We start from the raw sequence: 24,944 nt of genomic DNA, 5'->3' as shown, positions 1-24,944 counted from the left end.
GTGGTTTGTTAAAATGATAAAAGAGCTTGTATTGAAAAATAGGTCATATAGGAGGTTTTATCAGGATAAGAGCATTGATATGAATACTTTAAGAGACTTGGTGGATTTAGCGAGGCTATCACCATCAGGAGCTAATAAACAAGTATTAAGGTATATTTTATCAAATGAAAAAGAACAAAATGAAAAAATAAGTAAATGCATATTTTGGGCAGGTTACTATAAGGATTGGGATGGTCCTAAAGAAGGCGAAAAACCAAGTGCTTATATAGTAGTACTAAAGGATACGAGTCTTGGCCAAGGTGCGCCGCAAGATGATGGCATAGCAGTACAAAGTATGTTACTTGGAGCTGTTGAAAATAATTTGGGCGGATGCATTATAGGAAATATAGATAGAAAGAATCTAAGAGAAGAACTAAATTTAGATGAAAAATTTGAAATTTCCTTGGTAGTAGCTCTTGGTTATCCTAAAGAAGAAGTAGTTATAGAAAATATAAATGAATCTGGAGATGTAAAGTATTGGAGAGATGACAAACAAGTACATCATGTTCCAAAAAGAACATTGGATGATTTGATTTTATAAGTAGTGAACTCGAATCTGTTATTTGATGTGAATCAGTTAAGCAGACATTTCAAAAGTGATGATCAAAATCTTGTATTTGGCTATAAGTGAAGGGTTCTTAATTGCAGAATAGCTGTTTAATTTATAGGTGCAGAACTTTCTCTGTAAGCATCTATGATTTGATTATGGTTACTTACTCTTTGAGTATCCAGCGAACAAATATGAGTGGATTTTCTTTAAAAAATATTGATATAATAGTGTGATTTTGAACATACTATACTTGTTACTTTGTAGAAAAAGGAGAATAGTATATATGGAAAGAATACATTATAATGTTGATGGATTAGCAAATGAAAATATGAAAACACAAGTTAAAAATGCACTGGAAAAAATCCAAGGTGTAGATAAGGTTTGTGTAGATCTTGCACGTGGAAGTGTTGAAGTAGTATATAATGCTCCTGCAACAGTAGAAGAAATTAAAAGCTGTATAGAGAATACAGGACATGATGCTAGATAAAAGAAAATATTTTTTTAGATTTGTTGCTAAAGAGGAATGTATTTAGGTTTACATTCCTCTTTAATTTTTATGTAAATATAAAATTTAACCAGGATTAGCCTTCTATTATTTTTACATAAAACATTCTATCCCTAGGACCATCAAACTCGCAAAAATATACGTTTTGCCATCGTCCTAAAATTAGATTGCCATTATTTAAAATAAGAGTTTGTGAAGCACCTACTGTTGAAGATTTTAGATGAGAATGTGAATTTCCTTCAAAATGCTTATAATTCGGATCTGTGGTTGGGTAAATTTTTTCAAAACCATATATTAAATCGCTAACTACATCTGGATCTGCATTTTCATTTATAGTTATTCCAGCTGTAGTATGAGGGCAATAAACTACTATGATTCCATTTCTAATATTACTGTTTTTAATATCTTCTCTTATATAAGAAGTTATATCAACCATAGATTGTCTAGGTTTAATTTCGAGGGAGTGTTTAAATAAATTTGACATAATAAAGCCTCCTTAACATTGTTTTTACATAATATTATAATATACCAGTTATGTAAATATATAAACAATTTTATAAATCTATATTGCAATAATAGACTTAGATTTTAGATTCTAATGAACCAGATAATTAATTAGGAGTAGAGTGTGGAAACTTAATTTCATCATATATACAGCAGAGTAATTGAATTTTTTTATTTCAAAATTTTAAGTCTATTTTATAAATTATGTTAATAAAAATAATAGTAGATATAGATTTTTGATTTGGAGAGGATAAGAAAATGATAAAAACTATTAGTTTTAAATATATATTAATGTTAAGCACTTTATTAAGTATTGTATTTGCATTTCAATTAATTTATGATGTAAAGGCAAATGGGGAATGGGTATATGTAAACAATAGCTGGAGATATTATAGTGGTCCTGAACAGAATACTGGTTGGTATAAATACAAAGATAATTGGTATTATTTAGATGAAAACGGTATGGCAAAAACCGGATGGCTTAAAAGTGAAGGCAAGTGGTATTATCTAGACACATTTACAGGAAAAATGCTGAGTGGATGGATTCAAAATAGAGGGAATTGGTATTATTTAAATAGTTCTGGAGAAATGGTGACAGGATGGCTTAGATATAATGGAAATTTATATTATTTAAATCCCTCTGGAGTAATGGTTAAGGACATATATATTGGAACTTATTATTTAGGACCAGATGGGGCATGGGAGGAAGGATAGATAGTTGAAATAAAGTATCTTAGAGATATAAAGTGAAATTACCAATCTGTAAAAATTTGAAAAAATAAAAAATACTATTTCAAAATGTATTAGTAAAAAACATTGAGAGATAGTATTTTTTATATAATAATTCTATATCTAAAGCTTGTCCTAGAAAATGCCAAATTGGAGCTTTATTGACCTATCAACTTATCGTTTTCAAAGATGTGTTCAATTAACCAATCATTTAAAAGCTGTAATAGAGTAGAAATCGATTCATTCTGATTTTCATCAATACTCCTAAAATCTACTTCATTAATTCTTTTTATAAAAGCGTCATGTTCTATCTTTTGAGTGAACATTCTTTTATAGTTAATTTTCTTCATATATTCTTCTTCTGCTTTAAAATGGAATGATGTATAGTCGCGTAGCTCATCTACTAACTCTAATATGTTATCATATTTATCAGTTGTAAAATCATTTTTTAGTAGATTGTAAGCTTTGTCTGCTATTTCGAAGAGAACTTTGTGCTGTTCGTCAATAAAATCAATTCCAGTCTTAAATTCTTCTTTAAATTCATACATTAAATGTTACCTTCTTTCTTATAATTGTATAATTACATATAAAACAATTATATATCACTTTTGTAAAATTTTCTAGATTAGGGATAAAGATAATTCTTATCAATAAGAGTAAATAGCATTGGTATATATAAGAAACTATATAAATCATGCTAAATTAATGATACAGTAGTATTAGAAAAATTTACAGCAATTATCAATATAAACTATATATTGCACTTGAGTTTTTACATTTTAAGATTAATTGGTCTCTTTTTGATTAATATCTTAAACGTAAACTTGCTATTGCAATACAAAAACTATAGAAAAATAAATGAGAAAAGGAATTGGAATTTATGGAAGTGATTCAGAACATAGATAATAATATTTTAGAATTTATACAAATCCATATGAGGACTCCCGTTTTAGATAAGATCATGCCACTAATAACTATTCTTGGAAGTAAAATTACTATATGGACGTTTATTGCTTTAATACTTATAATAGGAAAAGAATATAGGAAGTATGGTATTATGATAATATGTTCTTTGATATTATGTTTTATTGTAGGAAATTTAGGTTTAAAACCTTTAGTAGCCAGAACTCGTCCTTTTAATGCTGAACCAATATTAAATATGATTCATATGAAGCTGCCAACAGATTTTTCTTTTCCGTCAGGCCATACTATGTGTTCATTTGCACCAGCAACTGTAATTAATTATATGAATAAGAGAGCTGGGATACTTGCATTAACTCTAAGCACATTAATAGGCTTTTCAAGGTTATACTTATATGTACATTATCCATCAGATGTTTTTGCAGGGATGGTTATTGGGCTTTTAATAGGTAATTTAGTTATTGCAGCATTTAATAAAAGAGCATTAAGTTCTATTTTGAGTTAAACCAAGTTACTATTGATTCCGAAACCCATATTTAATAACTTTGAAAATAATTTCTTATTATTAGTAAATTATTATTTTGAAAATTAGAGATATACATTATAATAATTATGAGGAAGATTATTATAAAAGCAAATTAGCGAAAATGATACTTGAGCTTATTACAAAGGGGGAAGAATGTGAGTTGGGATTGTGCGGTATGGCACTGCAATGTTGTAAAAAATAAAGAGGATGCAGAAATTCTATATAAACGACTATGCGAAGGAGATACTTCGTTAATTGGTCCTACACAAAAAATACAAGATTTTTATGAAGAATTAACAGCTAAGCATCCTGAAATTGATGATATAAGTGAAGAGGAAATTGGGGATTTAGATTTATGCCCATGGAGTGTAACTTTTGATAAATCAGAAGGACACATTATTATGTCTTGTGTATTTAGCAAGGCTGATCATGTAAGCGATTTGATAAAGGAATTAGCTCAAAAACATGAACTATCTTTCTATGAACCTCAAAATAAAAATTTTATTTATAATTAAAAGTACATAGATAATAATCTTTGCTGTTTGTGGTTAAATGTGGTAATATAGAAAGGTGGTTTTTTATTATAATTTAAATTCTTTACTTTAAATTATAATGGGATATGAGAAAAATAAATTGGGGAGGGATATTAAATATTATATGGTCAAGGTAAAATATTCTGCTATATATACTGATAATTTTGGCTGTGAGCAGGCAGAACTATACTTTCTAAAAGGGGGACTTCAATTTAATATAAGAGATTGCGTCTTTTATGATGATCATTTTGATTTCGATTTTTATACTAAGAGACCTAATGAGCATAAACAACTTTTCTATTTAAAGGATGATGAATTAATAGAATATGTTATGGATGTGAGAATTCCATTAATAATGACATATGATGGTGAGGAATGTGTGAAAGAATCTATATTATTCATTAAGAGACAGAGAAATTCTTATAATAATATGCTTTCGCTCGATCTAGATGGAAAATCTTATACTGTTGAAGGATATAATTTGCAAGAATTATTATATAAAATTAAGAAAAAATTGCCTAAAGAATATACTATGGAATCTGATTTTTCATGTATGCTTGGTGTATATTCTATTGAAGCAAATAAAGAAAATGATTTTTATTGTTTTAGAAATTTCGAAGAAGATGATGATGAAAGTGTTTCTAGCGAATCTTTTTGTTTGGAATCCTCTGATTTTAGAAGTAGAGATGCTTTTAATGGACTTAAAAAGTATCCAATTACTTATATATTCAATGAATATTGTTTAAGTAAGATTTAATCAGTCATATTTATGTATAATAATATAAAAAAGAGATGGCGCATATAAGATGTGCTATCTCTTTTTGGTTAATACCACGATTCATAAAATCATGTTCATATAATAGTATAATCCAAATTTTTTAAAATTATACCAAGAGTTAAAAATTATATTGCTTGATTTATTTTTTCCTTTGATTCTAGTGTTAGTGAAGAATTCAATTGTGTCATTAAATTTGGATCTAAAATTTGTTCTAATTCCTCAGAAGTTAATATACCTTTTGCTAGAACAAGTTCCTTTACGGAAATTCCTGATTTTAATGATTCTTTTGCAATGTCAGCGGAATTTTGGTATCCAATGTATGGGCAAAGTGCTGTTACAATTCCAACACTATTGTCTAAGAGTTCTTTACATCTTACTTCATTAGCAGTAATACCTAGAATACAATTATCAACTAAAGTTGTAGTGGCATTTTGAAGCGTTTCTATTGACTCAAACAATTTATAGAATAGAACAGGTTCAAAAGCATTAAGCTCTAATTGACCTGCTTCTGCTGCCATAGTTATTGTTAAATCATTACCTATAATGTTAAATGTGACTTGTGAGACTACTTCTAAAATAACAGGATTAACTTTACCAGGCATAATAGAAGAACCATTTTGCATTGAAGGCAGGTTGATTTCAGCAAAACCTGTTTTGGGTCCGCTAGATAGCAGTCTTAAATCATTTGCCATTTTAGATAGATTAACTGCACATGTTTTTAGAAGTCCTGATACACTTACAAAACAGTCAAGATTTTGAGTCGCATCAATTAAATCATTTGATTGAGTTAAATTAAGACCGCAAGTTTTTCTTAAATTAGGAGTTATATTATGAAAATATTCAGGGCTCACATTTATTGCTGTACCAATAGCTGTGCCCCCTATATTTAGAACAAGCATATCTTTTTCAGCCTTTTTTAAGCGTTCTATATCACGTTTTATCATCGATGCAAAAGCATTGAATGATTGTCCAAGTCTAATTGGAACCGCATCTTGAAGTTGAGTACGTCCCATTTTAATTATATTATTAAATTCTAGCGATTTTAATTTAAGAGTATTATATAAACGTTGAAGCTCTGCAATAGTTTTTGGAAGCATTTTTAGAACTGTAAGTTTTCCGGCTGTAGGGAATACATCATTAGTAGATTGGGCCATATTTACGTGATCGTTTGGGTGTACAACATTATAACTCCCTTTAATTTCTCCAAGGAGTTCAATTGCACGATTAGCTATAACTTCATTAGCATTCATGTTAGCAGAAGTTCCTGCGCCTCCTTGAATTGAATCTACTATAAATTCTTCATGTAATTTTCCGCAAATAATCTCATCGCAAGCATTTATTATAGCATTGGCAATCGTTGAAGTTAAGAAATTTGCATCTCTATTTGTAATAGCAGCAGCTTTTTTTATTTCAGCAAGACTAATTATAAATTCCTTATTTAATTTTCTTTCAGTAATAGGAAAATTGTTTTTTGCTCTTAATGATTGAATGCCATAATATGCACTAGCTGGTACCTCCATAGTTCCTATTGAGTCTGATTCCATACGTGTTTTCATTTAAAAATTCCTCGCTTTCATAACTTAAATCATTTCGAAAATTTAAAATAATAGATTACTTAAAATAATTTCTAACAACAAAAGATAAATTTATAATCAAGATATATCTACCGTTATTTTTTTTATTAATCTCTATGACTGAAGATTATCACGCTTTAAAATCAATGTAAATATTAGAAACAAAATTGTGAATAAAAGCTAAAAATTAGCATAATACACTTAAATAAAATTATAGTAGATATAAAAATGCTTAATTTTATTAAGTCTTAAATTTTAAATAAAATGCGAACATAAGTATTAAATTATATTTATAAATTCGTGATATTGCTAAAATTATAGATAATGTTTTACTTAATAATAAGAAAAAATTCATAAAGACAATAAAATAGTATAAAAATTGAGAATTAATAAGGAAAAAAATGGAATATACGAGCGGTATAATAGTTTATGCTAAAATATAAAGTTAATTTTTTAAATCAAAACCTCAAAAAGTACTTGTAAATTTCTAATAATCACCTTAAAATATAAATATAACAGATAGGCAATTTGAATAAGTATAAAGGAAGAATAGATTGCTGAAAATTTAATAATAAAGCGCAAAGGGGCGTATCAATAATCAGAAGCTATTAGGATTATTTGATATGTTTTTTTATTCTTTAATTTTGCTATTATAATTAATTCATAAGGAGACAGAGGTATAGTATATGGACAAGATTGATTTTAAGATTATTGAACTTCTACAAGAAAATGCTCGTTATCCACTAAAGCATTTAGCAGAGGAAGTGTTTTTATCAACTCCCGCAGTATCAGCACGTATTGAAAAATTGGAACAAGCAGGTGTTATCACAGGATATTCTGCACACGTTGATCCACTAAAGTTAGGCTATAATATTAAGGCGTTTATTAATTTGGAAATGACGCCTAAGCAGAAACCTGAGTTTTATCCTTTTATATCAAATTGCCCAAATGTACTTGAGTGCAATTGCGTAACAGGCAAGTATTCCATGTTAATAAAGGTTGCTTATCACACAACTTTAGAATTAGATGCCTTTATTGGAGAATTACAAAAGTTTGGAAATACGGAAACTCAAATAGTGTTCTCTACAGCAGTTGAACATAGAGGAATAGATGTGACATCAGAAATTGGTGATAAATAGATTTAAGAAATAAGGCTGTTCTAGATATAAACATGGTTTATATCTAGAACAGTTTTTATTATTACAACATAAAATATAGAATAATTTGGAGGTCTATATCATAGAATTGTAATAGTATAAATATATGTCAAGGAAAGTTTCTATAAGAAAATAATTTGGGAATTATATATATGTCGAGTTGGAGGGAGGAAATATTGTGAGTGAATATGAAGAAAAATTAAACGAAAATAAGAACATAATATTGAGAAACATTGAGCAAGGTAAAAAATCGGGGGTCAATAAAGTTTCAGCCGTTTTTGCCATAAGTAAAAGAGATGAGCTTCGAAAAAACATGGTTACAGATTTGGCTACATGGTTAATTACTGATGGATATAAAGTTTCTCTTAAAGAAGGAGAACTCGAGATATTAACTATTGAATGGGAATAAAACAGAAATTTGTACAAACCCTCAAAATAAGAGGGTTTACATATATGCTATATAAAATAACATAAATATCAAAGTCTTAAGCATCTAAATTTATAGGTGCTTTTTGTTATGTGTATAAATAATGCTATTTTTTCACAACAAAAAGAATTAAAGCAAAAATATTGTTGTTTTATAGTCAGATTTGTGCGTTTAGAGTAAAAAGCATTTTTAAAGTTTGAATGTTGTGATAACATTTACAGTATAAGAAGTGAAATACTTATAAAATTAACACTTAATTTAAATTTTTTCTTCGGAATTTGCTACACAAATTTTACCAACTTAATTGTATTCTATAGAATATTAGAGGGGATGAGAATGGATGGGGAATATAATTAAAATAAACATATATTATGCAGACTTTACAAGAAAAAATAAAGGCAAATTAAGATTGGAAACAGTAGAAAAATCCATTTTGAGGTATGATAAATGGTTAAAGGATACAAATAGAAAAGATAATATAGAAACTTATGAGGAATTTTTACGGGTTCAGTAATATTGACGGGGGATAGTAAGTGATATTAATATTACTTACTATCCTTTAGAGTTTATAGTATTAGTTTGTTTATTACATTTGGTTGGCATGGTGGAAAACAAAATATATAGACATAAGTATAAGAAATTTTCATAAATATATTAATGTGGATACATATATAGATAAATCAGCTATAATCTAGACTTATGCGTATGTATCGCCGAAATGAATAATATACTTAAATTTAAACACTAGAAGTTGTGTTTAAGTAAAATGAAAAGATAATTTAAAGAGCTAGAACAAGGAAATTTAATATAGCCTTTATAAAATTAATAATCTAAATAAGGGAGAGGTTTTAAATGGTTAAAGATGAATTTAAAGGTTTAGTAAAAGAGTATAATGATGAAAGTTGTTCATGGTGCAAAAGCGAATCGAACTGCTTTTATAAAAGAAAGGCAATGGAGGCTACTAGAGAAGCTATAAAAGAAATCACAATTTGTACATCAGCTTATTGTACTGCAAAGGTTTCTTGCGATTATTATAGAAGGGACAGCGAGAAATACAATCTTTATAATGTTAAAGAAGCTTAGGAATAATTGATAATTTTATGAAAGGTGCTACTTTTTATTGTGGCGCCTTTTTTATTTAAAAAAGTTAAATATTCAATTAAGGCTGGAATATAGAACTTCAATTTGAATGTATATCTTTATTTGAAATTAGCTACAACCTGCTGCTTAGAACCTTCAGCGATATTTTTATAGCTTTTCGGAACAAAATATTTATGATTTTGGCGAGTTATATGCATAAGTTCAGGTCTTAGTCGGGTTATCTATAAGAGTACTAGAAAGAATATAAATGCTTTTGCTAAATAAATTAGCAAAAAATATATGCTAGATACGAATATAATTAAATATTGCTCATATACATCTATATTGTCTGGTAATATTATAGGACTAATATATGGATGCGTTATGGAGGGCAATATGAAATTCGACTATAATTTATTAATTTTACTGCTGATTAATTTCTTTTTGTTATTCATAGTTATAGGTGTAATATTTAATGTAGTTAGAGGTTATAAGGCACATGTAGACAGGAATAAAAAAATTGAACAGAAATTTGATGAGATATTGAATGAGTTTATAATAAAAACATTAAATAATAGTAAATAAAGCGTTAATACAAGAATATTTCTGCTTTAGGCGAATATATCAATGAATAACATGTAAGTAAATTTACTTAGTACTTAGGGACATACAGTAATATTAACTAATACAAGCTATCAATACTATTTTTGTTAATATTTTTATAGATTATATTTTGTGTTATTGGTTAATATATTACTGCCAAACAAAATTAAAATAAAAGGAGGTAGATTCAAATGGCATCAAATAATAGTGGAAACAATAGAACATTAGTACCTGAAGCAAAGCAAGGTTTAAACAGATTAAAAACTGAGGTTGCATCAGAAATTGGATTACAAAACTATGAAAACATCGATAAAGGGAACCTATCTTCAAGGCAAAATGGTAGCGTTGGTGGAGAAATGGTAAAAAGAATGATAGAAAGCTACGAACAAGGGTTATAAAAAATAATTATACAAAAGAGCACTCATAGAATTATGAGTGCTTTTTAATATAAGAATGTATATTAGTTTATATGTTAAAAACAGTTAATAACATATATTGCTACAATGAACATATGTCTAATGTTCTAATAAACTAGGATTAATTAAGGAAAGATGTATAAACTAAATTAGGGCATATCACATTCTTTATAAATTAAACAATATGAACCATGAAATATGATATAATTAATATTAGAAAAAAATATTATAAAAAATATGGAGGGACTATAATGAAAATAAATGATAGAGTTGAATTTTTAGAAAATGATAATAAAGGTAAGACAGGGACTGTAATTAAATTGATGGGAGAACATAGCGCTGTTGTTGTAATAGATGGAGAAGAAGATGATGTTCCAACTTTAGCAAGAGTGACGAATTTAAAGGTGATTTAATCTAATATTTAAATTTACATATATTAATATATACATAATTTTATTATATGTTACGTATAAAATCTAAAAATAATTTCCTCTTTTTTATATAATTGGTTATATATTTCTTTTGATTATATATAATTAATTATATATAAAGGAGGGAGACTTATGTTAGACGGTAAAAAAGAGATATTAACAATGTTTAAAAATAAAAATGATGGGTTGACATTTGAAGAAATACACACCAATGAAAAATTTCAGCCAGAGGTATATTTTAAAAATGGAACCCTAACTAAAATAAATATTTTCTTAGTTGGAGCCTTAAATCAAATGGTGAATAGTGACATACTTGTTTGGAGACAAGGAAAGTATTACTTAAAAGAAAACGATATAGGTTAATTTTCTAATGAAGAATAAGCGAAGAAAATGCCACTATACACAATTTTCTTTGCTTATTTAAGGCTATCTTTGAATATCAAGCTTCTCCTAGAATTTTATATATCTGGAATATTTAATCTATAATGTCCTTTTTCTGGCTCATAGCGTAAGATTATTTCAATATTATTAAAGTTATCAATATTATTCATGCGTTCCATGCGTTTCAATAATGGTACTATCTGGGTTGAACTGTCTGTGTGAGAACATAAATTGGCATGTGTATATAACTTAGGCACATAATTGTTCTTTTCAAAAGCATCTACTACGTTAAATCGATCTTTGTATTTTAGAAAAGGTTTATCATCATTAAAGCAAAGAGTTGCAACAGTTTCAAATGCTTCCTTTTATATTCCAAGTTATAAACAATAATTTTTTCATTAGTTCACCTTCTTAATTAGATTATATGTTAAGGTAACAGAATTTAGCTTTACTACTAAATATATGAAAAGCAACATAGTTTTCTGAACTGCATAATTAAGTTAACTTATTTTTGATTTTTCAGACAAAATAAAGTATAATTAAATGTATATTAAAAAGGAGGGCGAAATTTGTGGAATTGTTTGAGGTAGGTAAACCATTTAAGGATGGTATTACAAGGTATCCAGAAGGAATAAGTTTCGATATAAATAAAAATGGGTGCAATTTATTGATTTATACTACGAAATTTACAGAAAAATCTAGACAAGCTATTATAAAAGGTGATCTGAAATACGGATATTTCAAAGAAGATAATGTTATTATAATGTTATTCAGGTTTGGTAATCACCAATGGATAGAAGTTCCGTACTCTATACATATGTGTAAAAATTCCGTTGAATTAGAAGAAGTTACAGAAACTGAGGGCTTCTCTCTTAATATATATATTATTAATTCGGGGACAGGAGTTTTAGAAGATACTAGACAAGTTGAACTTGATATTAGATTATCTAAAATGTTAAGAGATGATGTCTTAGAACAGAAAAGTATGCCATATAGTGGATTTAATATTAGAGTAAGTGAATTTAATAGAAAATATTCAACTAAAGCATTAGTTAGCATGTCTAGAGCATTAGTTTAAAATCATTTTGGGTATGTATAATTAACTGATACTTAAAATTAAGATATTTTTAGTAAGAAAAATTTTGAGATATGTATATGATGCAATAATAAATTTATATTTAAAATCCTGGTAAGTTACGTGTTAAATTAAAAACTAGAATGTAGAAATTTAATTGCAACATATACATACGTAAATATTAAATTATAGAACGGATAAGTAAGTATAATATTACTTTCATAAGCTAATTGCTATTCATAAGTCTAATCCCTAGATTTTAGATATTGAAATAATAATTCTTAATTTATATAATTTTAGTAACAGAAAGGGGTGGAAGCTATGAAGGTTGAGTTTTGTCTTGTAGAAAGTGATGATATTGTTTTTACAAAAGAATCTAAAGATTTGAAGGATATAATAAATGTCATTACCAAAGTAGGTACAGAGATTAATTTGTTTTTTAGCAAAGATGATTTCATCCATGGGTACGTACAAAATGTAGCATATCAAGTTAATGCGGAAAGTAATGATGAGAGTCTAATAATATATTTTTCAAATGATTATAAAAAATCTAAGAACACAGAGAGAATATCAGCTGAACATTTAAGTACTACGAAATTAAGTGCTAAAAATAATGATAAGGCATAATCGGAAAAATAATAAGTCCATCTGCTAAGACCATTTCCTATTATTCTGCGTCAGCAGATTGTCATAGTAATTTTGCTATTAGATTAATATACCTACGTGTAAAAGAAGAATAGGACTGGTATCTTATACTTGTTATTTTCATTAATATGCCTAAATAAAAATTAAGGTGAGATAGTAAATTTTATAATTGTATTTACTATCTCACCTTAATTTTTTTGTTAAATTAACGCGTTGTGCTAGTTAAAATTTAATAAAGAAAAACTCTAACAAAATTTAATCATCCCAATTATAATTAAATTAACACTAAAAGTATAATAAGGAGATGATTAAAATGTTAGAGTTCACTTATTATAATACTGAAAAAATTGCTAATTTAAAAGATTTTTTTACAGTTTCTTTTGTGTTAATCGATGATGTTTACAATGAAGTAATTCCTGAATCCATCAAAAATAGAAGAAATATTTCTGAATCTAAGCTCTCAGACTCAGAAATAATAACAATTAGTATCGTAGGCGAAGCCCTTACAATTGATTCTGAAAAAGCTTGGTTCTATTTTGTTAAAAAGAATTATTCAGATTTATTTCCTAATATTTGCGATAGAACAAGATTTAACAGAACCAAAAGAAATTTATACAAAGTAATTTTAGAAATCCAAAGATACTTTTCAAGTCTGCCAATATTTAGTGATGATGATACCAGAATTATTGACAGTATGCCTATTCCAGTATGCAAATCCGGAAGAGCCTACTTTAGTAAATTATTCAAGGACATATCAACTTATAGTTATTGCGCTTCAAAAAAGGAAACTTATTTTGGATTGAAACTTCACGCTTTAATTACTACTGATGGTTTCATAACAGATTTTCTTTTAACGACTGCTAATACTGATGATAGAGATGCTGTATTCGAACTCATTCAAACAAACACCAATATAAAGATACTCGCTGATAAAGGATACATCGGTAATGAGCTTAAAGTATCATTAGCTAAAGAAAAAGAAATCTTGTTTTTATCGCTGAAGAGAAAAAATAGTAGAACACCACTAGAAAAACGACTTCGTAACGCTTTATCAAAAGCGCGTCGGAGAGTTGAAACTAGTTTTTCTCAATTAGCTGGCCAATTTAATATTGCAAGAGTTCTAGCTAAGTCAAAGTGGGGGTTAATGCTGAGAATTACTCTAAAAATACTTACTCATAATATATCATTTGTACTAAATGCAATTACAGGAAATACTATTCATATAGCTCAAATTAAACATCTTGCATTTGGTTAAAATTTATTAAATTTTACTCAAGGATATTTTGCGCATTTTTATACTACAATAATTGCAATACAAAAATTAGCACAACGCGTTAAATTATAAAAAAGTAATTAAATATATATGCAACAATTGGATTTTTGTGTTGAGTTCTTAATTGAAGTGATCTGCATGCTAGAGTATTAAGCATAAATTTATTATTGCAATATAATTGAAATAGCCATTATTTATAGGTTTAAGTTATTTGTAAATAATATATTTTAGGATTTAATATATACATATTTTATAAATGTTGCCTTGTGTGCTATAATTTATATGAAATTTTATTTATAAATTGTAATTTTTGTGAAGTATATTGAAAATAGTGAAGGTTACAAGTAAAAGCGGGTGAACTTTGTGATACATATAGGCTAAATATGAAAGAAATTATATATGAATAAAATTAAATTTGTAACTATAAAAAATAAAGTTTAAGATACATTTATGCTTTATATTATAAGGAGATATATTATGAAAGAAAAAAAGAATAGAAAAAGATTTAATAATAGCAGGAGAAGTAATTCTATAAAATTAGTTAAAATAGTATCACTTTTAGTTGTAATTGGAATAATTGCTTTTATTGGGATTAATAAAGGAATAAATTCTTTTGCTAATATGGCTACTAGTCCAAATAGTGATAAAAAAGATGTTATCGAAAACCCATCAGAGGATGAGAAAAAAGAGTTTGGGGAAGTTCCGTTAATAAATGATAATAGAGGCGTGCCGGTAATTTGTTTTCATTCTATAAATGATGATCCTTCAGTAAAAAGCCCTATTATTATTTCAAAGGATAAATTTAGAACACAGCTTCAAGCTATTAAAGATAATGGATATACGACATTAACAATGGCTCAACTTAATGATTACCTTTCTAAGGACAAGGCTATTCCAGAAAAAAGTGTTGTTCTAACCTTTGATGATGGATATAGGGATAATTACACTAATGTATTTCCAATATTAAAAGAGTTTAATATGAATGCAACGATTTTTGTTATACAAAGTTATTTAGATAGAGATGGATATCTAACTACTGACCAAGTTAAAGAGTTGAGTAGTAGTGGAATAATTGATATAGAGTCTCACACAGTGTCTCATATTGATCTTCCGACTATGTCGTATGAAGAACAATTAAAAGAACTAAAAAATTCTAAGGAAAAGTTAGAAAGTTTAATTAATAAGCCTATAATTTCGATTGCTTATCCAGAAGGAAAATATAATGATGATACTAAGAAAGCTTTTAGTGAAGTTGGTTATTCAATGGGATTTACTACTGAAAGAGGATACGCTGACAGAGATGATAATTCTGCAGAGCTAAATAGAATATGTGTAGATTATACATATAAGCCTAAAGACATTCTAAAGGTATTAAAGAACTTAAAGAAGTAATGTGAAATTTTCTTTTAAGTGATATTTAGAAAAATCCGAACGAAAAGAAAAAATATTTACAAAACGTTCTCTTAAAATTGACAAAATATAATATAAATTATAGAATAAAGAGAGCAATAAAGATGCTTATTGTATATTATCCAATTCAATTAGAATTGGATAATATTTTTAATAAGGATCTTAAAAATAACTTATGAATGGAGTAGATAAGCATGAAAGCAATATTAACAGTAATTGGGCAGGACAAAGTTGGTATTATAGCAGGGGTTAGTCAGAAAATGTTAGAATATAGTATCAATATATTAGATGTTAATCAAACTATAATGCAAGGTTTTTTTACCATGATAATGGTATTAGACTGCAAAGATATGAATGCGACTTTTGAAGAAGTTCGTGCAGGACTTACAGCAGAGGGTGAAAGACTTGGGGTAGAAGTAAAGATTCAAAGAGAAGAAATATTTAAGTCAATGCATTCACTATAATAGGAGGGGCTTATGAATACTAATAATATACTTGAAACGATAAAAATGATTGAGGAAGAAAAACTTGATGTTAGAACTATAACAATGGGAATATCCTTGCTTGATTGTATAGATCCAGATGGAGATAAAGCTAGAATTAAGATATATGATAAAATTACAAAATCTGCAGAGCATTTAGTAGAGGTTGGAAGGCAAATAGAAACAGAATTTGGTATTCCAATAGTAAATAAAAGAGTTTCAATAACTCCTATGTCAATAATTGCTGGAGCTACTAATGAAACTAGCTATGTTGAATTTGCAAGAACTTTAGATAGAGCAGCAGAGACTCTTGGAATAGATTTCTTAGGAGGATTTTCAGCATTAGTTCAAAAAGGCTGTACAAAAGGTGATAAGATTTTAATAAGTTCAATTCCAGAAGCTTTAGCAGTAACAAAAAAAGTTTGTGCGTCAGTTAATGTAGGGTGTACAAAATCAGGAATAAACATGAACGCTGTAAGAGATATGGCAGATGTTATAAAGAGAACTGCAGAACTTACAAAAGATCAAAAAGGTTTTGGCTGCGCTAAGTTAGTTGTATTTGCAAATGCAGTAGAAGATAATCCTTTTATGGCAGGAGCTTTCCATGGAGTTGGAGAAGCCGAGAGAATTATAAATGTTGGCGTAAGCGGACCAGGAGTTGTTAAGAGAGCACTTGAGAAAGTAAGAGGAGCATCTTTTGATGTTGTTGCTGAAACAATTAAGCAAACTGCATTTAAAGTTACAAGGATGGGAGAATTAGTTGCTAATGAGGCTTCTAGAAGATTAGATGTACCTTTTGGTATAGTTGACTTATCTTTAGCTCCAACGCCAGCCGTTGGTGACTCGGTTGCAGAAATTCTAGAAGAAATAGGATTAGAACAAGTTGGAACCCATGGTACAATTGCAGCGCTTGCTATGCTTAACGATGCAGTTAAAAAAGGTGGAGTTATGGCATGTAGCCATGTTGGAGGCTTAAGTGGAGCTTTCATTCCAGTATCTGAAGATGCAGGTATGATTGATGCTGTTATAAGTGGATCATTAAATTTAGAGAAATTAGAAGGAATGACATGTGTATGCTCAGTTGGCCTTGATATGATTGCAATTCCTGGAGATACTCCAGCATCTACAATTGCAGGAATGATAGCTGATGAAGCTGCGATTGGAGTAATAAATAATAAGACTACAGCGGTTAGAATTATACCAGCACCAGGTTGTGAAATCGGTGATATGGTGGAGTTCGGTGGATTATTGGGTAGAGCACCTGTAATGAAGGTAAATGGTAAATCGTCAGAATTATTTGCTCAAAGAGGTGGAAGAATTCCTGCACCTATACATTCATTCAAAAATTAATAAACACAAAAATAAGACCTACAAGATATTAATTATCTTTAGGTCTTATTTCATATTCCATATTATTTCTAAAATAAGCAATTATAGAAATCTTTTCTTTTGTAATATCGAGGTGTAAAAATAGCCTTACAGGATAAAATTAGTTAGTTGTTTTATAATAAGAATAATAGTGGCCATAATGCCCAAGCATTATTAAAACCATATCCACCACCATATCCGCCATAACCACCGTATCCACAAAAGTTTCCGTAATTGTATCCACAGCAATTATTGCAACATCTGTTATAACAGCATCTGCTCATAGTTCATTTCTCCTTTGTTAATCTATATCATTTGTTATATTAATAATATATTAAACATAATTAAAAATTGTTACATATTAAACTTAAAAATAAAATTATCTATAAGGATATAACCTGCCATATTTTTATTATACAAATTTATGTAAATATAAGATCTTATAGGTGTACATACTTGGGTAGAATAGTTTAAATAAAGCATTTTAATACTAGAATAATTGAAAATAATGTTTAAAAAGACATGAAATTAATAAATAACATAATACGGATTTAGAATTTGGTGTCTTTATGTTATAATAGGCAAAGAGAAAATAAGGTGTGTATGATTTTTGAAAATTAAACCATAAGAAGAATAAGTAGGTGAAGATATGACAACTGAAAGAAAGTTTTTGCCCATAAGCAAAAAAGATATGAGAGAAAGAGGTTGGGAGCAATTAGATTTTATAATTGTTACAGCTGATGCATACATTGATCATCATAGTTTTGGTACTGCAATTATTTCGAGAGTACTTGAAGCAAATGGATATAAAGTTGGGATAATACCACAACCGGATTGGGATAATATTTATGATTTTCAGAGATTTGGGAAGCCTAAATATGCTTTCCTAGTTAATGGTGGAAACATGGATCCTATGGTCAATCATTATACTGTAAGTAAAAGATTAAGAGAAAAAGATTTTTATTCTCCAGGTGGACAAATGGGACTTAGGCCTGATAGAGCAACAATTGTTTATTGCAATAAGATAAGAGAAGCTTATAAAGATATAGATATTGTAATAGGAGGAATAGAAGCAAGTCTTAGAAGATTTGCTCATTACGATTATTGGAGTGATAAAGTAAGAAAATCAATATTAATTGATAGTACAGCTGACTTGTTGATTTATGGTATGGGTGAAAAACAAATAGTGGCCGTTGCAGAAAGTTTAAAGAATAAAGTTCGAGCAAAGGATATAACTTATATTAGAGGCACTTGTTATGCTACAGAAAGTTTAGAAGATGTGCAGGATTATATTGAAATTCCTTCGTATAAGGAAGTATCTACAAATAGATATAAATATGCGGAAGCAAGCAAAGTAGAATATGAAGAACAGGATTCTGTTCGTGGTAATATTATCGTACAAAAGCATGGAAGTAAATATGTGGTACAAAATATTCCAGAAGCCCCTTTAAATAGAGAGGAATTAGATGAAGTGTATGGACTTCCATATATGAGAGATTACCATCCTGTTTATGAAGGGAAAGGCGGAATAGCTGCAATTGAAGAAGTTAAATTTAGTACAGTAAGTTCAAGAGGCTGTTTTGGAGATTGTAAATTTTGTGCTATAACTTTCCATCAGGGAAGAGTTGTTCAAAGTAGAAGTAAAGAATCAATATTACAAGAAGTAGAAGATATTACAAAACTTCCAGATTTTAAGGGATATATTCATGATGTAGGAGGGCCGACTGCAAACTTTAGAAAACCAGCTTGTTCTAAGCAGTTAGCTTTTGGAGCATGTAAAAATAAAGAGTGTTTATCTCCAGATGTTTGTAGAAATATGGATGTAGATCATACTGAATACCTTGATTTGTTAAGATCTATAAGGAATGTACCAAAAGTTAAAAAGGCATTTGTGCGCTCAGGTCTTAGATATGATTATATTATGGCTGATAAAGATGATACGTTTTTTAAAGAATTGGTAGAACATCATGTAAGTGGAAAATTAAAAGTTGCACCTGAACATATTTCAAAAGATGTACTAAAATATATGGGTAAACCGGCTGGCGAAACTTATGATAAATTTGTAAATAAGTTTGAAAAAATAACAAAGAAACTTGGAAAAAAACAATATATAATTCCATATTTAATGTCATCTCATCCGGGAAGTACTTTAGAATGTGCAATTGAGATTGCTGAGTATCTAAGAGATATTAACTATCAACCAGAGCAGGCACAAGATTTTTATCCAACACCAGGTACATTGGCTACAACAATGTATTATACCGGATTAGACCCAATGACAATGAAAGAAGTTTATGTACCAAAGACTAAGCATGAAAAAGCTATGCAAAGAGCTCTGCTTCAATATAAGAATCCAAAGTACTATACACTGGTCTATGAGGCATTAACACAAGCTGGTAGAACTGATTTGATAGGAAATGGTCCGAAATGTCTTATAAAAGATAAAAATAAAAGTGTCAAAGGTTATAATTCTAGCGTTTCTAGAGGTAATGAAAGCCAAGGAACTAATAGGAAAAAGCCTTCAGACAGATTAAAGGGTGATAGAATTTCTGATAGAAGAGAAAAAGGTAATAAAACAAAAGAAAAAAACTTGCCAAATGGCAAAAAGAAGACTATTAAGAAAAGATAAAATAGTAAATAGCATTGTAAAATTGCTGCAATGAAATAATAAAATGTTTTTGTCAGATCTTATATTTAGTTCATGAATTGTAGCAATTTACTAATTTAATCGATAGTATATATTGAAATTAAGAATAAGTTATTGATTTTTCAGCATGTATTTGCATACATGCTGAAGTTAAATTTCTACATTTTGATCCTAATTTGGTAGTTACGTATTAGAGTGCTGGATGTGGAGTTTTATTATTTCGGTATAATTAAGAGAAAGGGGTAAAAATGGGGGATATTTTAATAAAAGCGTTTAGCTTTATATTGATTATTGCGATAGGATATAGTTTCAAAAGGATAGGGGTTTTTGGGCCTAAAGACTATAAAATTATAACTAAAATTATAATGAATATTACTTTACCGTGTGCACTTATTACTGGATTTGCAAATTTTAAAATGGATACATCAATGCTTTTTATTATTTTGCTTGGATTTTTGGGAAACATTATAATGTCTTTCGTTGGTTTTGTTTTAGCTAGGAATAAGGATAATAAAGAAAAAGCCTTTAATATGCTAAATTTAGCTGGATATAATATAGGATGTTTTACCCTACCATATGTGCAGAGTTTTATGGGAGCATATGCTGTTGGGATAACAAGTCTCTTCGATATAGGTAATTCGATTATGTGTACAGGAGGCACATATGCACTTGCATCAGGTGTTGTTGGGGAAGAAAATGACCAAAGCATTAGAGCATTTCTTAGAAAAATGTTCTCATCTGTACCTTTTGATACTTATATGCTTATGTTTATAGTGACAATTACAGGTATTAAGTTGCCACAGGTGATATATACAGTAACTTCAAATCTAAGTGCAGGAAATGCGTTTTTGTCCATGCTTATGATTGGCATGGTTTTTGAATGCAAATTCCGAAAAGAACAGCTAGTTAAAGTTGCTTCTATTATAAGTATACGTTACTTGTTTGCAGCAATATTTGCAGTTATTATTTATTTTTGTGTACCGTTCTCAATGGAAATTAAGCATGTACTAGTTATTTTGGTATTTGGCCCAGTTCCTGTTCTTGCACCAGTCTTTACGGCTAGATGTAAATGTGATGAAGGCTTAGCGGGGGTAGTAAATTCTTTATGTATACCCATAAGCATAGTTATAATAACTTTATTGTTGTTTATTATTAATTAGTATAATCGAAAAAGTAGTATTTTGATAAATAAATTAAACCACTAGGCATAAAAAGCGTGTTTTTTTTTTGTTGTATTAATAAATTATTTAATAAATAATATGTGTGTTCTAATAATAAATTTATATTTAAAACTCTAAAGGTCAAAGTGTCCAATTAAATCTAATAGAAAGTAGAAAGATAATTGTGATATATATAGATAATATTTCTAAAATATTATATAATAATTATTATTATTTAAGATTTTAAGGAGGAGATGAAATTGAAAAAATTAATCTCATGGAATGTAAATGGGTTAAGAGCCTGCGTAAAAAAAGGCTTTTTAGAATATTTTAAGGAAATAGATGCTGATATATTTTGCATACAGGAAAGTAAGCTTCAAGAAGGTCAAATAGATTTGGAACTAGATGGATATACAAGTTACTGGAATTATGCTGAAAAGAAAGGTTATTCAGGCACTGCTGTATTTACAAAAGAGGAGCCTTTAACTGTAAAAAGAGGTATTGGGATAGAAGAACATGATAACGAAGGAAGGGTACTTACTTTAGAATATAATAATTTTTACTTAGTAAATGTTTATACTCCTAATTCTAAGCAAGGATTAGAAAGACTTGATTATAGAATGGTATGGGAAGATGTGTTTAGAAAATATTTAAAAGAACTTGAGAAAAACAAACCTGTAATAATTTGTGGGGATTTAAATGTTGCACATAAAGAAATAGATTTAAAAAATCCTACATCTAATAGAAAGAATGCAGGATTTACAGATGAGGAAAGATCTAAGATAACTGAACTATTAGAAGCAGGATTTATAGATACATATAGATATTTCTATCCTGATAAAGAAGGCATGTACTCATGGTGGTCATATAGATTTAATGCCAGAGCTAATAATGCTGGATGGAGAATAGATTATTTCTTGGTTTCAGAAAGTCTTAAGGATAAATTAGAAGATGCAAAAATTCATATGGAAGTAACAGGATCAGATCATTGTCCAGTTGAGTTGACAATTAATCTATAATAGATAAAAAACAAAGCATAACAGCTATTATTTGAGTAGTTGGTTATGCTTTGTTTTTTTATTCATTGTACAATAAATCTTTTTATGCCTATCCAAGCGGTAAAGCTGGAAATGAAAGATAGTATACCAAATGTTAGTATCAAGAAAAGCGGAAGTGATATAGGAAAAAAGAAAATATGAATTCCTAATATTAGTGCACAGGCTAATTCGCCTAACAATGTATTTCTTATACACACAATACAAAGTAATATAGAATTTTTAAAAACATCTTTTAGAGGAAGAGAAACAGTAGTAAGCAACGGATAAATATACATGGATGCAAGTGCAAGTAAAACTGTGATAAAAAGACATAAATAGAAAACAAAATAGAAAATAGATTTCTCTTGAGCTAATCTTAAATAAAAGGATAGTGAAACACCTAAAAATGAAAATGCAATTAATATTATTAATCCACTAAATAATGATTGTTTCCAGTTGTTTTTAAAGGCTTCATGGAAATCTGAAAAAATATAAGTATGCTTTCTTTGGAGCATAGACATTAAAATTGAAGTCATAGCACCGAAAGCTGGACCGATTGTAATAATAGGGAGGGAATATAAAACAAAGACAAAATTCAATTTAATTATATCCCAAAATCTCATGGTAAATAATTCGAAAAATAAATGTATACCTTCCTTTGGAGGCTCGTCCTTTTCTATACCAGGACCTTCACGTTCGAAATTTGGGGCTAATAGTTTCATATTAATCAATCTCCTCAAATAAAATTTATCTCATATTATTGATATGTTTATTTTAGATAAGTTTAAAGATAGTATATCATTGGGAAATTTAAAGTTCAAGATTATAAAAACATTTACATGCCATTAAGAAGTTCATTATAATATAAAACATCTTAAGTTTTGTATAAAAAGGTCAAAATATGATTTAAATAAATCTAAAATAATTTAAACAAATATAACTTGAAAGTATTGACTTTAATAGATATAAGTATATAATAAATTTATGATAATAAGTTGCAACTTAAAAATAATGCATATGAAAAGGATTACTGGTGGCAAAATATCGATAAATTAACAAAAGGATTAAATAAACTAAAAAAATATATACATAAAATAATTTAAAAGGAATACAAGTTTATTGATATACTTTAAAATTAATTAAAATAAAGCACGTATTTGTACAAGCTTTGTTTATAAAAGTTATTTTGATCACTGTTTTTAAAGGCATGTATTTAATTAACAAAAATGAAATGGTGCTCACTAAATATATTAACTTCAAATAAATAATGGGAGGTAAAAATATGAAAAGTGTAAAAATATTAAAAAAACTTGCTGCTATTGCTGCTGTAACATCCATTGCTGCAACAATGTTAATCGGATGTGGTGGAAGTAGTTCGAGTACTAGCTCGAGTGGAGGAAATGATTCAGCATCATCTTCTTCAGGAGATCAGTTAGAAATGTGGACATTTATTGAGATGCATAAAACGTTTTATGAAAAGATGTTAGAAAAATGGAATAAGAAAAATCCTGACAAGAAGTTAAATATTAATTTTACAGTTCTTCCTTATGATGATATGCATAATAAATTGCAATCTGCACTCTTGTCCGGACAAGGAGCCCCTGATGCATGTGATATAGAAGTTGGCAAATTCCCTAATTTTCTTAAAGGAGACCCACAATTAGAGAATCTTGATGATGTTATTTCACCTTATAAAGATAAGTTGGTTAAATCTCGTATAGATCTTTACAGTAAAGATGGACATAATTATGGACTACCAACACACGTTGGAGCATGTGTAGCATACTACAATACTGAAATCTTAGAAAAGGCTGGAATTGATTATAAATCTATAGCTACCTGGGATGATTTTAAAGCAGCAGGTGCTAAATATTATGCTGCAACTGGTAAAAACTTTGGGACAGCAGATACAAGTGCTCAATGGCAAGAAAGTCTTATGCTAGCAGAACAAAAATCAGATTTTACTGATGCGGATGGTAAGCCACAATTAAATAGTCCGCAAATGGTTAAAGCACTTACTACGTTAAGAGATTTACAAGATGCCCATGCAATAGCTACTATTCCAGGTGGACAACCTGACCAAACAGATGCTGAAGGTGCGATAAATAATGGGGACTATGCAGTTGCAATTATGCCTCTTTGGTATATGTCAAGATTTTTACAATACATGCCTGATCAAGCAGGTAAATGGGCAATTGCTCCAGCTCCAGTATTTGAAAAAGGTCAACCACGTTCTGTAGGTTTAGGTGGTACAGGTACAGCTGTAACTAAAACAGCTAAGAATAAAGAAAATCTTAAAGAATTCTTAGCATATGCAAAACTTTCAGATGAAGGTGAACAGGCAATATGGGAAGATTTAGGCTTCGATCCATGCAATACGGATTTATGGACTAAAAATGATATTACTCATAATCCAGAAAATAAGTTTGTAAAATACTTTAAGACTAATCCTTTTGATACATTAAATGAAATTAAAAATGAAATACAATTAATTAAATCAAATGACGCTATTCCAAGTATAAACAACGTTTTAAATACAGTTACATTAAATAGCATATTTGAAGATAAGAAAGATATAAAACAAGCATTAGATGAAGCACAGCAACAAGTAGAAAATGAATTGAAATAATTAAAAACATCCACACAGAGAAGCTTTTTACAAGCATATTGAGTTACAAAGATGGCTTCTCTGT

At 28.6% G+C, this 24,944-nt stretch carries 30 protein-coding genes; 24 read left to right on the top strand and 6 right to left on the bottom strand.

The window, feature by feature from the left end:
* Positions 1–13: 13 nt before the first annotated feature.
* Together L3B96_RS20970 and L3B96_RS20965 are read left to right on the top strand one after the other, a co-directional pair.
* Positions 14–580, top strand: a complete 567-nt coding sequence (locus L3B96_RS20970; RefSeq protein WP_077856917.1) for a nitroreductase family protein — start codon at positions 14–16, stop codon at positions 578–580.
* A 292-nt stretch (positions 581–872) separates the two neighbouring features.
* Positions 873–1,076 carry a heavy metal-associated domain-containing protein gene (locus L3B96_RS20965; protein ID WP_012058551.1) on the top strand — a complete coding sequence of 68 codons (204 nt, stop codon included), beginning with the start codon at positions 873–875 and terminating at the stop codon, positions 1,074–1,076.
* Positions 1,077–1,170: 94 nt separating this feature from the next.
* Here the strand turns inward: L3B96_RS20965 and L3B96_RS20960 are convergent, their stop codons facing one another.
* Entirely contained in the window at positions 1,171–1,578 is a 408-nt protein-coding gene (locus L3B96_RS20960) for a secondary thiamine-phosphate synthase enzyme YjbQ (protein WP_077830037.1), read from the bottom strand.
* Positions 1,579–1,856: 278 nt separating this feature from the next.
* Here L3B96_RS20960 and L3B96_RS20955 point away from each other — a divergent pair, with 278 nt between their 5' ends.
* Positions 1,857–2,312, top strand: coding sequence for an N-acetylmuramoyl-L-alanine amidase family protein (locus tag L3B96_RS20955; protein ID WP_238948472.1), 456 nt, complete (start codon positions 1,857–1,859; stop codon positions 2,310–2,312).
* Between the two features lie 173 nt (positions 2,313–2,485).
* On the opposite strand, the gene L3B96_RS20950 is transcribed toward L3B96_RS20955, so the two are convergent.
* Complete coding sequence (locus tag L3B96_RS20950; protein ID WP_017209316.1) at positions 2,486–2,875, bottom strand: hemerythrin family protein; 390 nt, start codon at positions 2,873–2,875, stop codon at positions 2,486–2,488.
* 332 nt (positions 2,876–3,207) lie between these two features.
* Between L3B96_RS20950 and L3B96_RS20945 the strand changes: the two genes are divergently transcribed.
* From L3B96_RS20945 to L3B96_RS20935, 3 genes are all read left to right on the top strand, one after another.
* Positions 3,208–3,753: a phosphatase PAP2 family protein gene (locus L3B96_RS20945; RefSeq protein WP_238948471.1), complete on the top strand. Its 546-nt coding sequence runs from the start codon at positions 3,208–3,210 to the stop codon at positions 3,751–3,753.
* Positions 3,754–3,929: 176 nt separating this feature from the next.
* Entirely contained in the window at positions 3,930–4,289 is a 360-nt protein-coding gene (locus L3B96_RS20940; RefSeq protein WP_238899881.1) for a hypothetical protein, read from the top strand.
* A 142-nt stretch (positions 4,290–4,431) separates the two neighbouring features.
* Entirely contained in the window at positions 4,432–5,064 is a 633-nt protein-coding gene (locus tag L3B96_RS20935; RefSeq protein ID WP_238899882.1) for a DUF6304 family protein, read from the top strand.
* A gap of 146 nt (positions 5,065–5,210) precedes the next feature.
* On the opposite strand, the gene L3B96_RS20930 is transcribed toward L3B96_RS20935, so the two are convergent.
* A complete protein-coding gene (locus L3B96_RS20930) occupies positions 5,211–6,641 on the bottom strand; it encodes an aspartate ammonia-lyase (protein ID WP_238948470.1) in 1,431 nt (476 codons plus the stop codon).
* A gap of 704 nt (positions 6,642–7,345) precedes the next feature.
* Here L3B96_RS20930 and L3B96_RS20925 point away from each other — a divergent pair.
* From L3B96_RS20925 to L3B96_RS20890, 8 genes are all read left to right on the top strand, one after another.
* The gene (locus tag L3B96_RS20925; protein ID WP_012058559.1) at positions 7,346–7,798 is read left to right on the top strand and encodes an Lrp/AsnC family transcriptional regulator; all 453 of its coding nucleotides are present in this window, start codon (positions 7,346–7,348) and stop codon (positions 7,796–7,798) included.
* Between the two features lie 196 nt (positions 7,799–7,994).
* Positions 7,995–8,225, top strand: coding sequence for a hypothetical protein (locus tag L3B96_RS20920; protein WP_012058560.1), 231 nt, complete (start codon positions 7,995–7,997; stop codon positions 8,223–8,225).
* A 358-nt stretch (positions 8,226–8,583) separates the two neighbouring features.
* Positions 8,584–8,757, top strand: coding sequence for a hypothetical protein (locus tag L3B96_RS20915; protein ID WP_167595043.1), 174 nt, complete (start codon positions 8,584–8,586; stop codon positions 8,755–8,757).
* Positions 8,758–9,095: 338 nt separating this feature from the next.
* Positions 9,096–9,326, top strand: coding sequence for a hypothetical protein (locus tag L3B96_RS20910; protein WP_065416484.1), 231 nt, complete (start codon positions 9,096–9,098; stop codon positions 9,324–9,326).
* 393 nt (positions 9,327–9,719) lie between these two features.
* Entirely contained in the window at positions 9,720–9,908 is a 189-nt protein-coding gene (locus tag L3B96_RS20905) for a hypothetical protein (protein WP_023976614.1), read from the top strand.
* Positions 9,909–10,117: 209 nt separating this feature from the next.
* The gene (locus L3B96_RS20900; RefSeq protein ID WP_012058561.1) at positions 10,118–10,324 is read left to right on the top strand and encodes an alpha/beta-type small acid-soluble spore protein; all 207 of its coding nucleotides are present in this window, start codon (positions 10,118–10,120) and stop codon (positions 10,322–10,324) included.
* A gap of 269 nt (positions 10,325–10,593) precedes the next feature.
* The gene (locus L3B96_RS20895) at positions 10,594–10,755 is read left to right on the top strand and encodes a hypothetical protein (protein WP_012058562.1); all 162 of its coding nucleotides are present in this window, start codon (positions 10,594–10,596) and stop codon (positions 10,753–10,755) included.
* 150 nt (positions 10,756–10,905) lie between these two features.
* Positions 10,906–11,136 carry a hypothetical protein gene (locus tag L3B96_RS20890; RefSeq protein ID WP_012058563.1) on the top strand — a complete coding sequence of 77 codons (231 nt, stop codon included), beginning with the start codon at positions 10,906–10,908 and terminating at the stop codon, positions 11,134–11,136.
* A 95-nt stretch (positions 11,137–11,231) separates the two neighbouring features.
* On the opposite strand, the gene L3B96_RS20885 is transcribed toward L3B96_RS20890, so the two are convergent.
* Positions 11,232–11,411 carry a hypothetical protein gene (locus tag L3B96_RS20885; RefSeq protein WP_238899883.1) on the bottom strand — a complete coding sequence of 60 codons (180 nt, stop codon included), beginning with the start codon at positions 11,409–11,411 and terminating at the stop codon, positions 11,232–11,234.
* A gap of 314 nt (positions 11,412–11,725) precedes the next feature.
* On the opposite strand from L3B96_RS20885, the gene L3B96_RS20880 reads away from it, so the two are divergent.
* The 6 genes from L3B96_RS20880 to L3B96_RS20855 all read left to right on the top strand — a co-directional run bounded on the left by L3B96_RS20880 (position 11,726) and on the right by L3B96_RS20855 (position 17,389).
* On the top strand, positions 11,726–12,232 hold the full coding sequence (locus L3B96_RS20880; protein ID WP_012058564.1) for a hypothetical protein: 507 nt from the start codon (positions 11,726–11,728) through the stop codon (positions 12,230–12,232).
* 318 nt (positions 12,233–12,550) lie between these two features.
* Positions 12,551–12,856: a hypothetical protein gene (locus L3B96_RS20875; RefSeq protein ID WP_012058565.1), complete on the top strand. Its 306-nt coding sequence runs from the start codon at positions 12,551–12,553 to the stop codon at positions 12,854–12,856.
* A 322-nt stretch (positions 12,857–13,178) separates the two neighbouring features.
* Entirely contained in the window at positions 13,179–14,129 is a 951-nt protein-coding gene (locus L3B96_RS20870; protein WP_238948469.1) for an IS982 family transposase, read from the top strand.
* A 495-nt stretch (positions 14,130–14,624) separates the two neighbouring features.
* Positions 14,625–15,539, top strand: a complete 915-nt coding sequence (locus tag L3B96_RS20865) for a polysaccharide deacetylase family protein (RefSeq protein ID WP_171781052.1) — start codon at positions 14,625–14,627, stop codon at positions 15,537–15,539.
* A 212-nt stretch (positions 15,540–15,751) separates the two neighbouring features.
* Entirely contained in the window at positions 15,752–16,021 is a 270-nt protein-coding gene (locus L3B96_RS20860) for an ACT domain-containing protein (protein WP_012058567.1), read from the top strand.
* Positions 16,022–16,033: 12 nt separating this feature from the next.
* Positions 16,034–17,389: a PFL family protein gene (locus L3B96_RS20855; RefSeq protein WP_012058568.1), complete on the top strand. Its 1,356-nt coding sequence runs from the start codon at positions 16,034–16,036 to the stop codon at positions 17,387–17,389.
* A gap of 152 nt (positions 17,390–17,541) precedes the next feature.
* Here L3B96_RS20855 and L3B96_RS20850 read toward each other — a convergent pair whose 3' ends face one another.
* Complete coding sequence (locus tag L3B96_RS20850) at positions 17,542–17,691, bottom strand: hypothetical protein (RefSeq protein ID WP_017209305.1); 150 nt, start codon at positions 17,689–17,691, stop codon at positions 17,542–17,544.
* Positions 17,692–18,056: 365 nt separating this feature from the next.
* Between L3B96_RS20850 and L3B96_RS20845 the strand changes: the two genes are divergently transcribed.
* The 3 genes from L3B96_RS20845 to L3B96_RS20835 all read left to right on the top strand — a co-directional run bounded on the left by L3B96_RS20845 (position 18,057) and on the right by L3B96_RS20835 (position 22,233).
* Complete coding sequence (locus L3B96_RS20845) at positions 18,057–20,036, top strand: YgiQ family radical SAM protein (protein WP_238948468.1); 1,980 nt, start codon at positions 18,057–18,059, stop codon at positions 20,034–20,036.
* A 266-nt stretch (positions 20,037–20,302) separates the two neighbouring features.
* The gene (locus L3B96_RS20840) at positions 20,303–21,214 is read left to right on the top strand and encodes an AEC family transporter (RefSeq protein WP_171786339.1); all 912 of its coding nucleotides are present in this window, start codon (positions 20,303–20,305) and stop codon (positions 21,212–21,214) included.
* A 254-nt stretch (positions 21,215–21,468) separates the two neighbouring features.
* Entirely contained in the window at positions 21,469–22,233 is a 765-nt protein-coding gene (locus L3B96_RS20835) for an exodeoxyribonuclease III (protein WP_171786338.1), read from the top strand.
* 62 nt (positions 22,234–22,295) lie between these two features.
* On the opposite strand, the gene L3B96_RS20830 is transcribed toward L3B96_RS20835, so the two are convergent.
* On the bottom strand, positions 22,296–22,973 hold the full coding sequence (locus tag L3B96_RS20830; protein ID WP_238948467.1) for a DUF624 domain-containing protein: 678 nt from the start codon (positions 22,971–22,973) through the stop codon (positions 22,296–22,298).
* Between the two features lie 560 nt (positions 22,974–23,533).
* On the opposite strand from L3B96_RS20830, the gene L3B96_RS20825 reads away from it, so the two are divergent.
* A complete protein-coding gene (locus L3B96_RS20825; protein WP_238948466.1) occupies positions 23,534–24,880 on the top strand; it encodes an extracellular solute-binding protein in 1,347 nt (448 codons plus the stop codon).
* Positions 24,881–24,944: the final 64 nt, after the last annotated feature.

The organism is Clostridium sp. YIM B02569 (assembly GCF_022320765.1).
Taxonomy (GTDB): Bacteria; Bacillota; Clostridia; order Clostridiales; family Clostridiaceae; genus Clostridium; species Clostridium beijerinckii.
The sequence above is the reverse complement of the archived record's forward strand: the minus strand, read 5'-3'. Positions and strand labels throughout refer to the sequence as shown.

Coding starts and splice junctions, on each gene's coding strand:
- L3B96_RS20970 (WP_077856917.1), top strand. CDS start 14: ATGATAAAAGAGCTTGTATTGAAAAATAGGTCATATAGGAGGTTTTAT.
- L3B96_RS20965 (WP_012058551.1), top strand. CDS start 873: ATGGAAAGAATACATTATAATGTTGATGGATTAGCAAATGAAAATATG.
- L3B96_RS20960 (WP_077830037.1), bottom strand. CDS start 1,578: ATGTCAAATTTATTTAAACACTCCCTCGAAATTAAACCTAGACAATCT.
- L3B96_RS20955 (WP_238948472.1), top strand. CDS start 1,857: ATGATAAAAACTATTAGTTTTAAATATATATTAATGTTAAGCACTTTA.
- L3B96_RS20950 (WP_017209316.1), bottom strand. CDS start 2,875: ATGTATGAATTTAAAGAAGAATTTAAGACTGGAATTGATTTTATTGAC.
- L3B96_RS20945 (WP_238948471.1), top strand. CDS start 3,208: ATGGAAGTGATTCAGAACATAGATAATAATATTTTAGAATTTATACAA.
- L3B96_RS20935 (WP_238899882.1), top strand. CDS start 4,432: ATGGTCAAGGTAAAATATTCTGCTATATATACTGATAATTTTGGCTGT.
- L3B96_RS20930 (WP_238948470.1), bottom strand. CDS start 6,641: ATGAAAACACGTATGGAATCAGACTCAATAGGAACTATGGAGGTACCA.
- L3B96_RS20925 (WP_012058559.1), top strand. CDS start 7,346: ATGGACAAGATTGATTTTAAGATTATTGAACTTCTACAAGAAAATGCT.
- L3B96_RS20915 (WP_167595043.1), top strand. CDS start 8,584: ATGGGGAATATAATTAAAATAAACATATATTATGCAGACTTTACAAGA.
- L3B96_RS20910 (WP_065416484.1), top strand. CDS start 9,096: ATGGTTAAAGATGAATTTAAAGGTTTAGTAAAAGAGTATAATGATGAA.
- L3B96_RS20905 (WP_023976614.1), top strand. CDS start 9,720: ATGAAATTCGACTATAATTTATTAATTTTACTGCTGATTAATTTCTTT.
- L3B96_RS20900 (WP_012058561.1), top strand. CDS start 10,118: ATGGCATCAAATAATAGTGGAAACAATAGAACATTAGTACCTGAAGCA.
- L3B96_RS20895 (WP_012058562.1), top strand. CDS start 10,594: ATGAAAATAAATGATAGAGTTGAATTTTTAGAAAATGATAATAAAGGT.
- L3B96_RS20890 (WP_012058563.1), top strand. CDS start 10,906: ATGTTAGACGGTAAAAAAGAGATATTAACAATGTTTAAAAATAAAAAT.
- L3B96_RS20875 (WP_012058565.1), top strand. CDS start 12,551: ATGAAGGTTGAGTTTTGTCTTGTAGAAAGTGATGATATTGTTTTTACA.
- L3B96_RS20870 (WP_238948469.1), top strand. CDS start 13,179: ATGATTAAAATGTTAGAGTTCACTTATTATAATACTGAAAAAATTGCT.
- L3B96_RS20865 (WP_171781052.1), top strand. CDS start 14,625: ATGAAAGAAAAAAAGAATAGAAAAAGATTTAATAATAGCAGGAGAAGT.
- L3B96_RS20860 (WP_012058567.1), top strand. CDS start 15,752: ATGAAAGCAATATTAACAGTAATTGGGCAGGACAAAGTTGGTATTATA.
- L3B96_RS20855 (WP_012058568.1), top strand. CDS start 16,034: ATGAATACTAATAATATACTTGAAACGATAAAAATGATTGAGGAAGAA.
- L3B96_RS20850 (WP_017209305.1), bottom strand. CDS start 17,691: ATGAGCAGATGCTGTTATAACAGATGTTGCAATAATTGCTGTGGATAC.
- L3B96_RS20845 (WP_238948468.1), top strand. CDS start 18,057: ATGACAACTGAAAGAAAGTTTTTGCCCATAAGCAAAAAAGATATGAGA.
- L3B96_RS20840 (WP_171786339.1), top strand. CDS start 20,303: ATGGGGGATATTTTAATAAAAGCGTTTAGCTTTATATTGATTATTGCG.
- L3B96_RS20835 (WP_171786338.1), top strand. CDS start 21,469: ATGAAATTGAAAAAATTAATCTCATGGAATGTAAATGGGTTAAGAGCC.
- L3B96_RS20830 (WP_238948467.1), bottom strand. CDS start 22,973: ATGAAACTATTAGCCCCAAATTTCGAACGTGAAGGTCCTGGTATAGAA.
- L3B96_RS20825 (WP_238948466.1), top strand. CDS start 23,534: ATGAAAAGTGTAAAAATATTAAAAAAACTTGCTGCTATTGCTGCTGTA.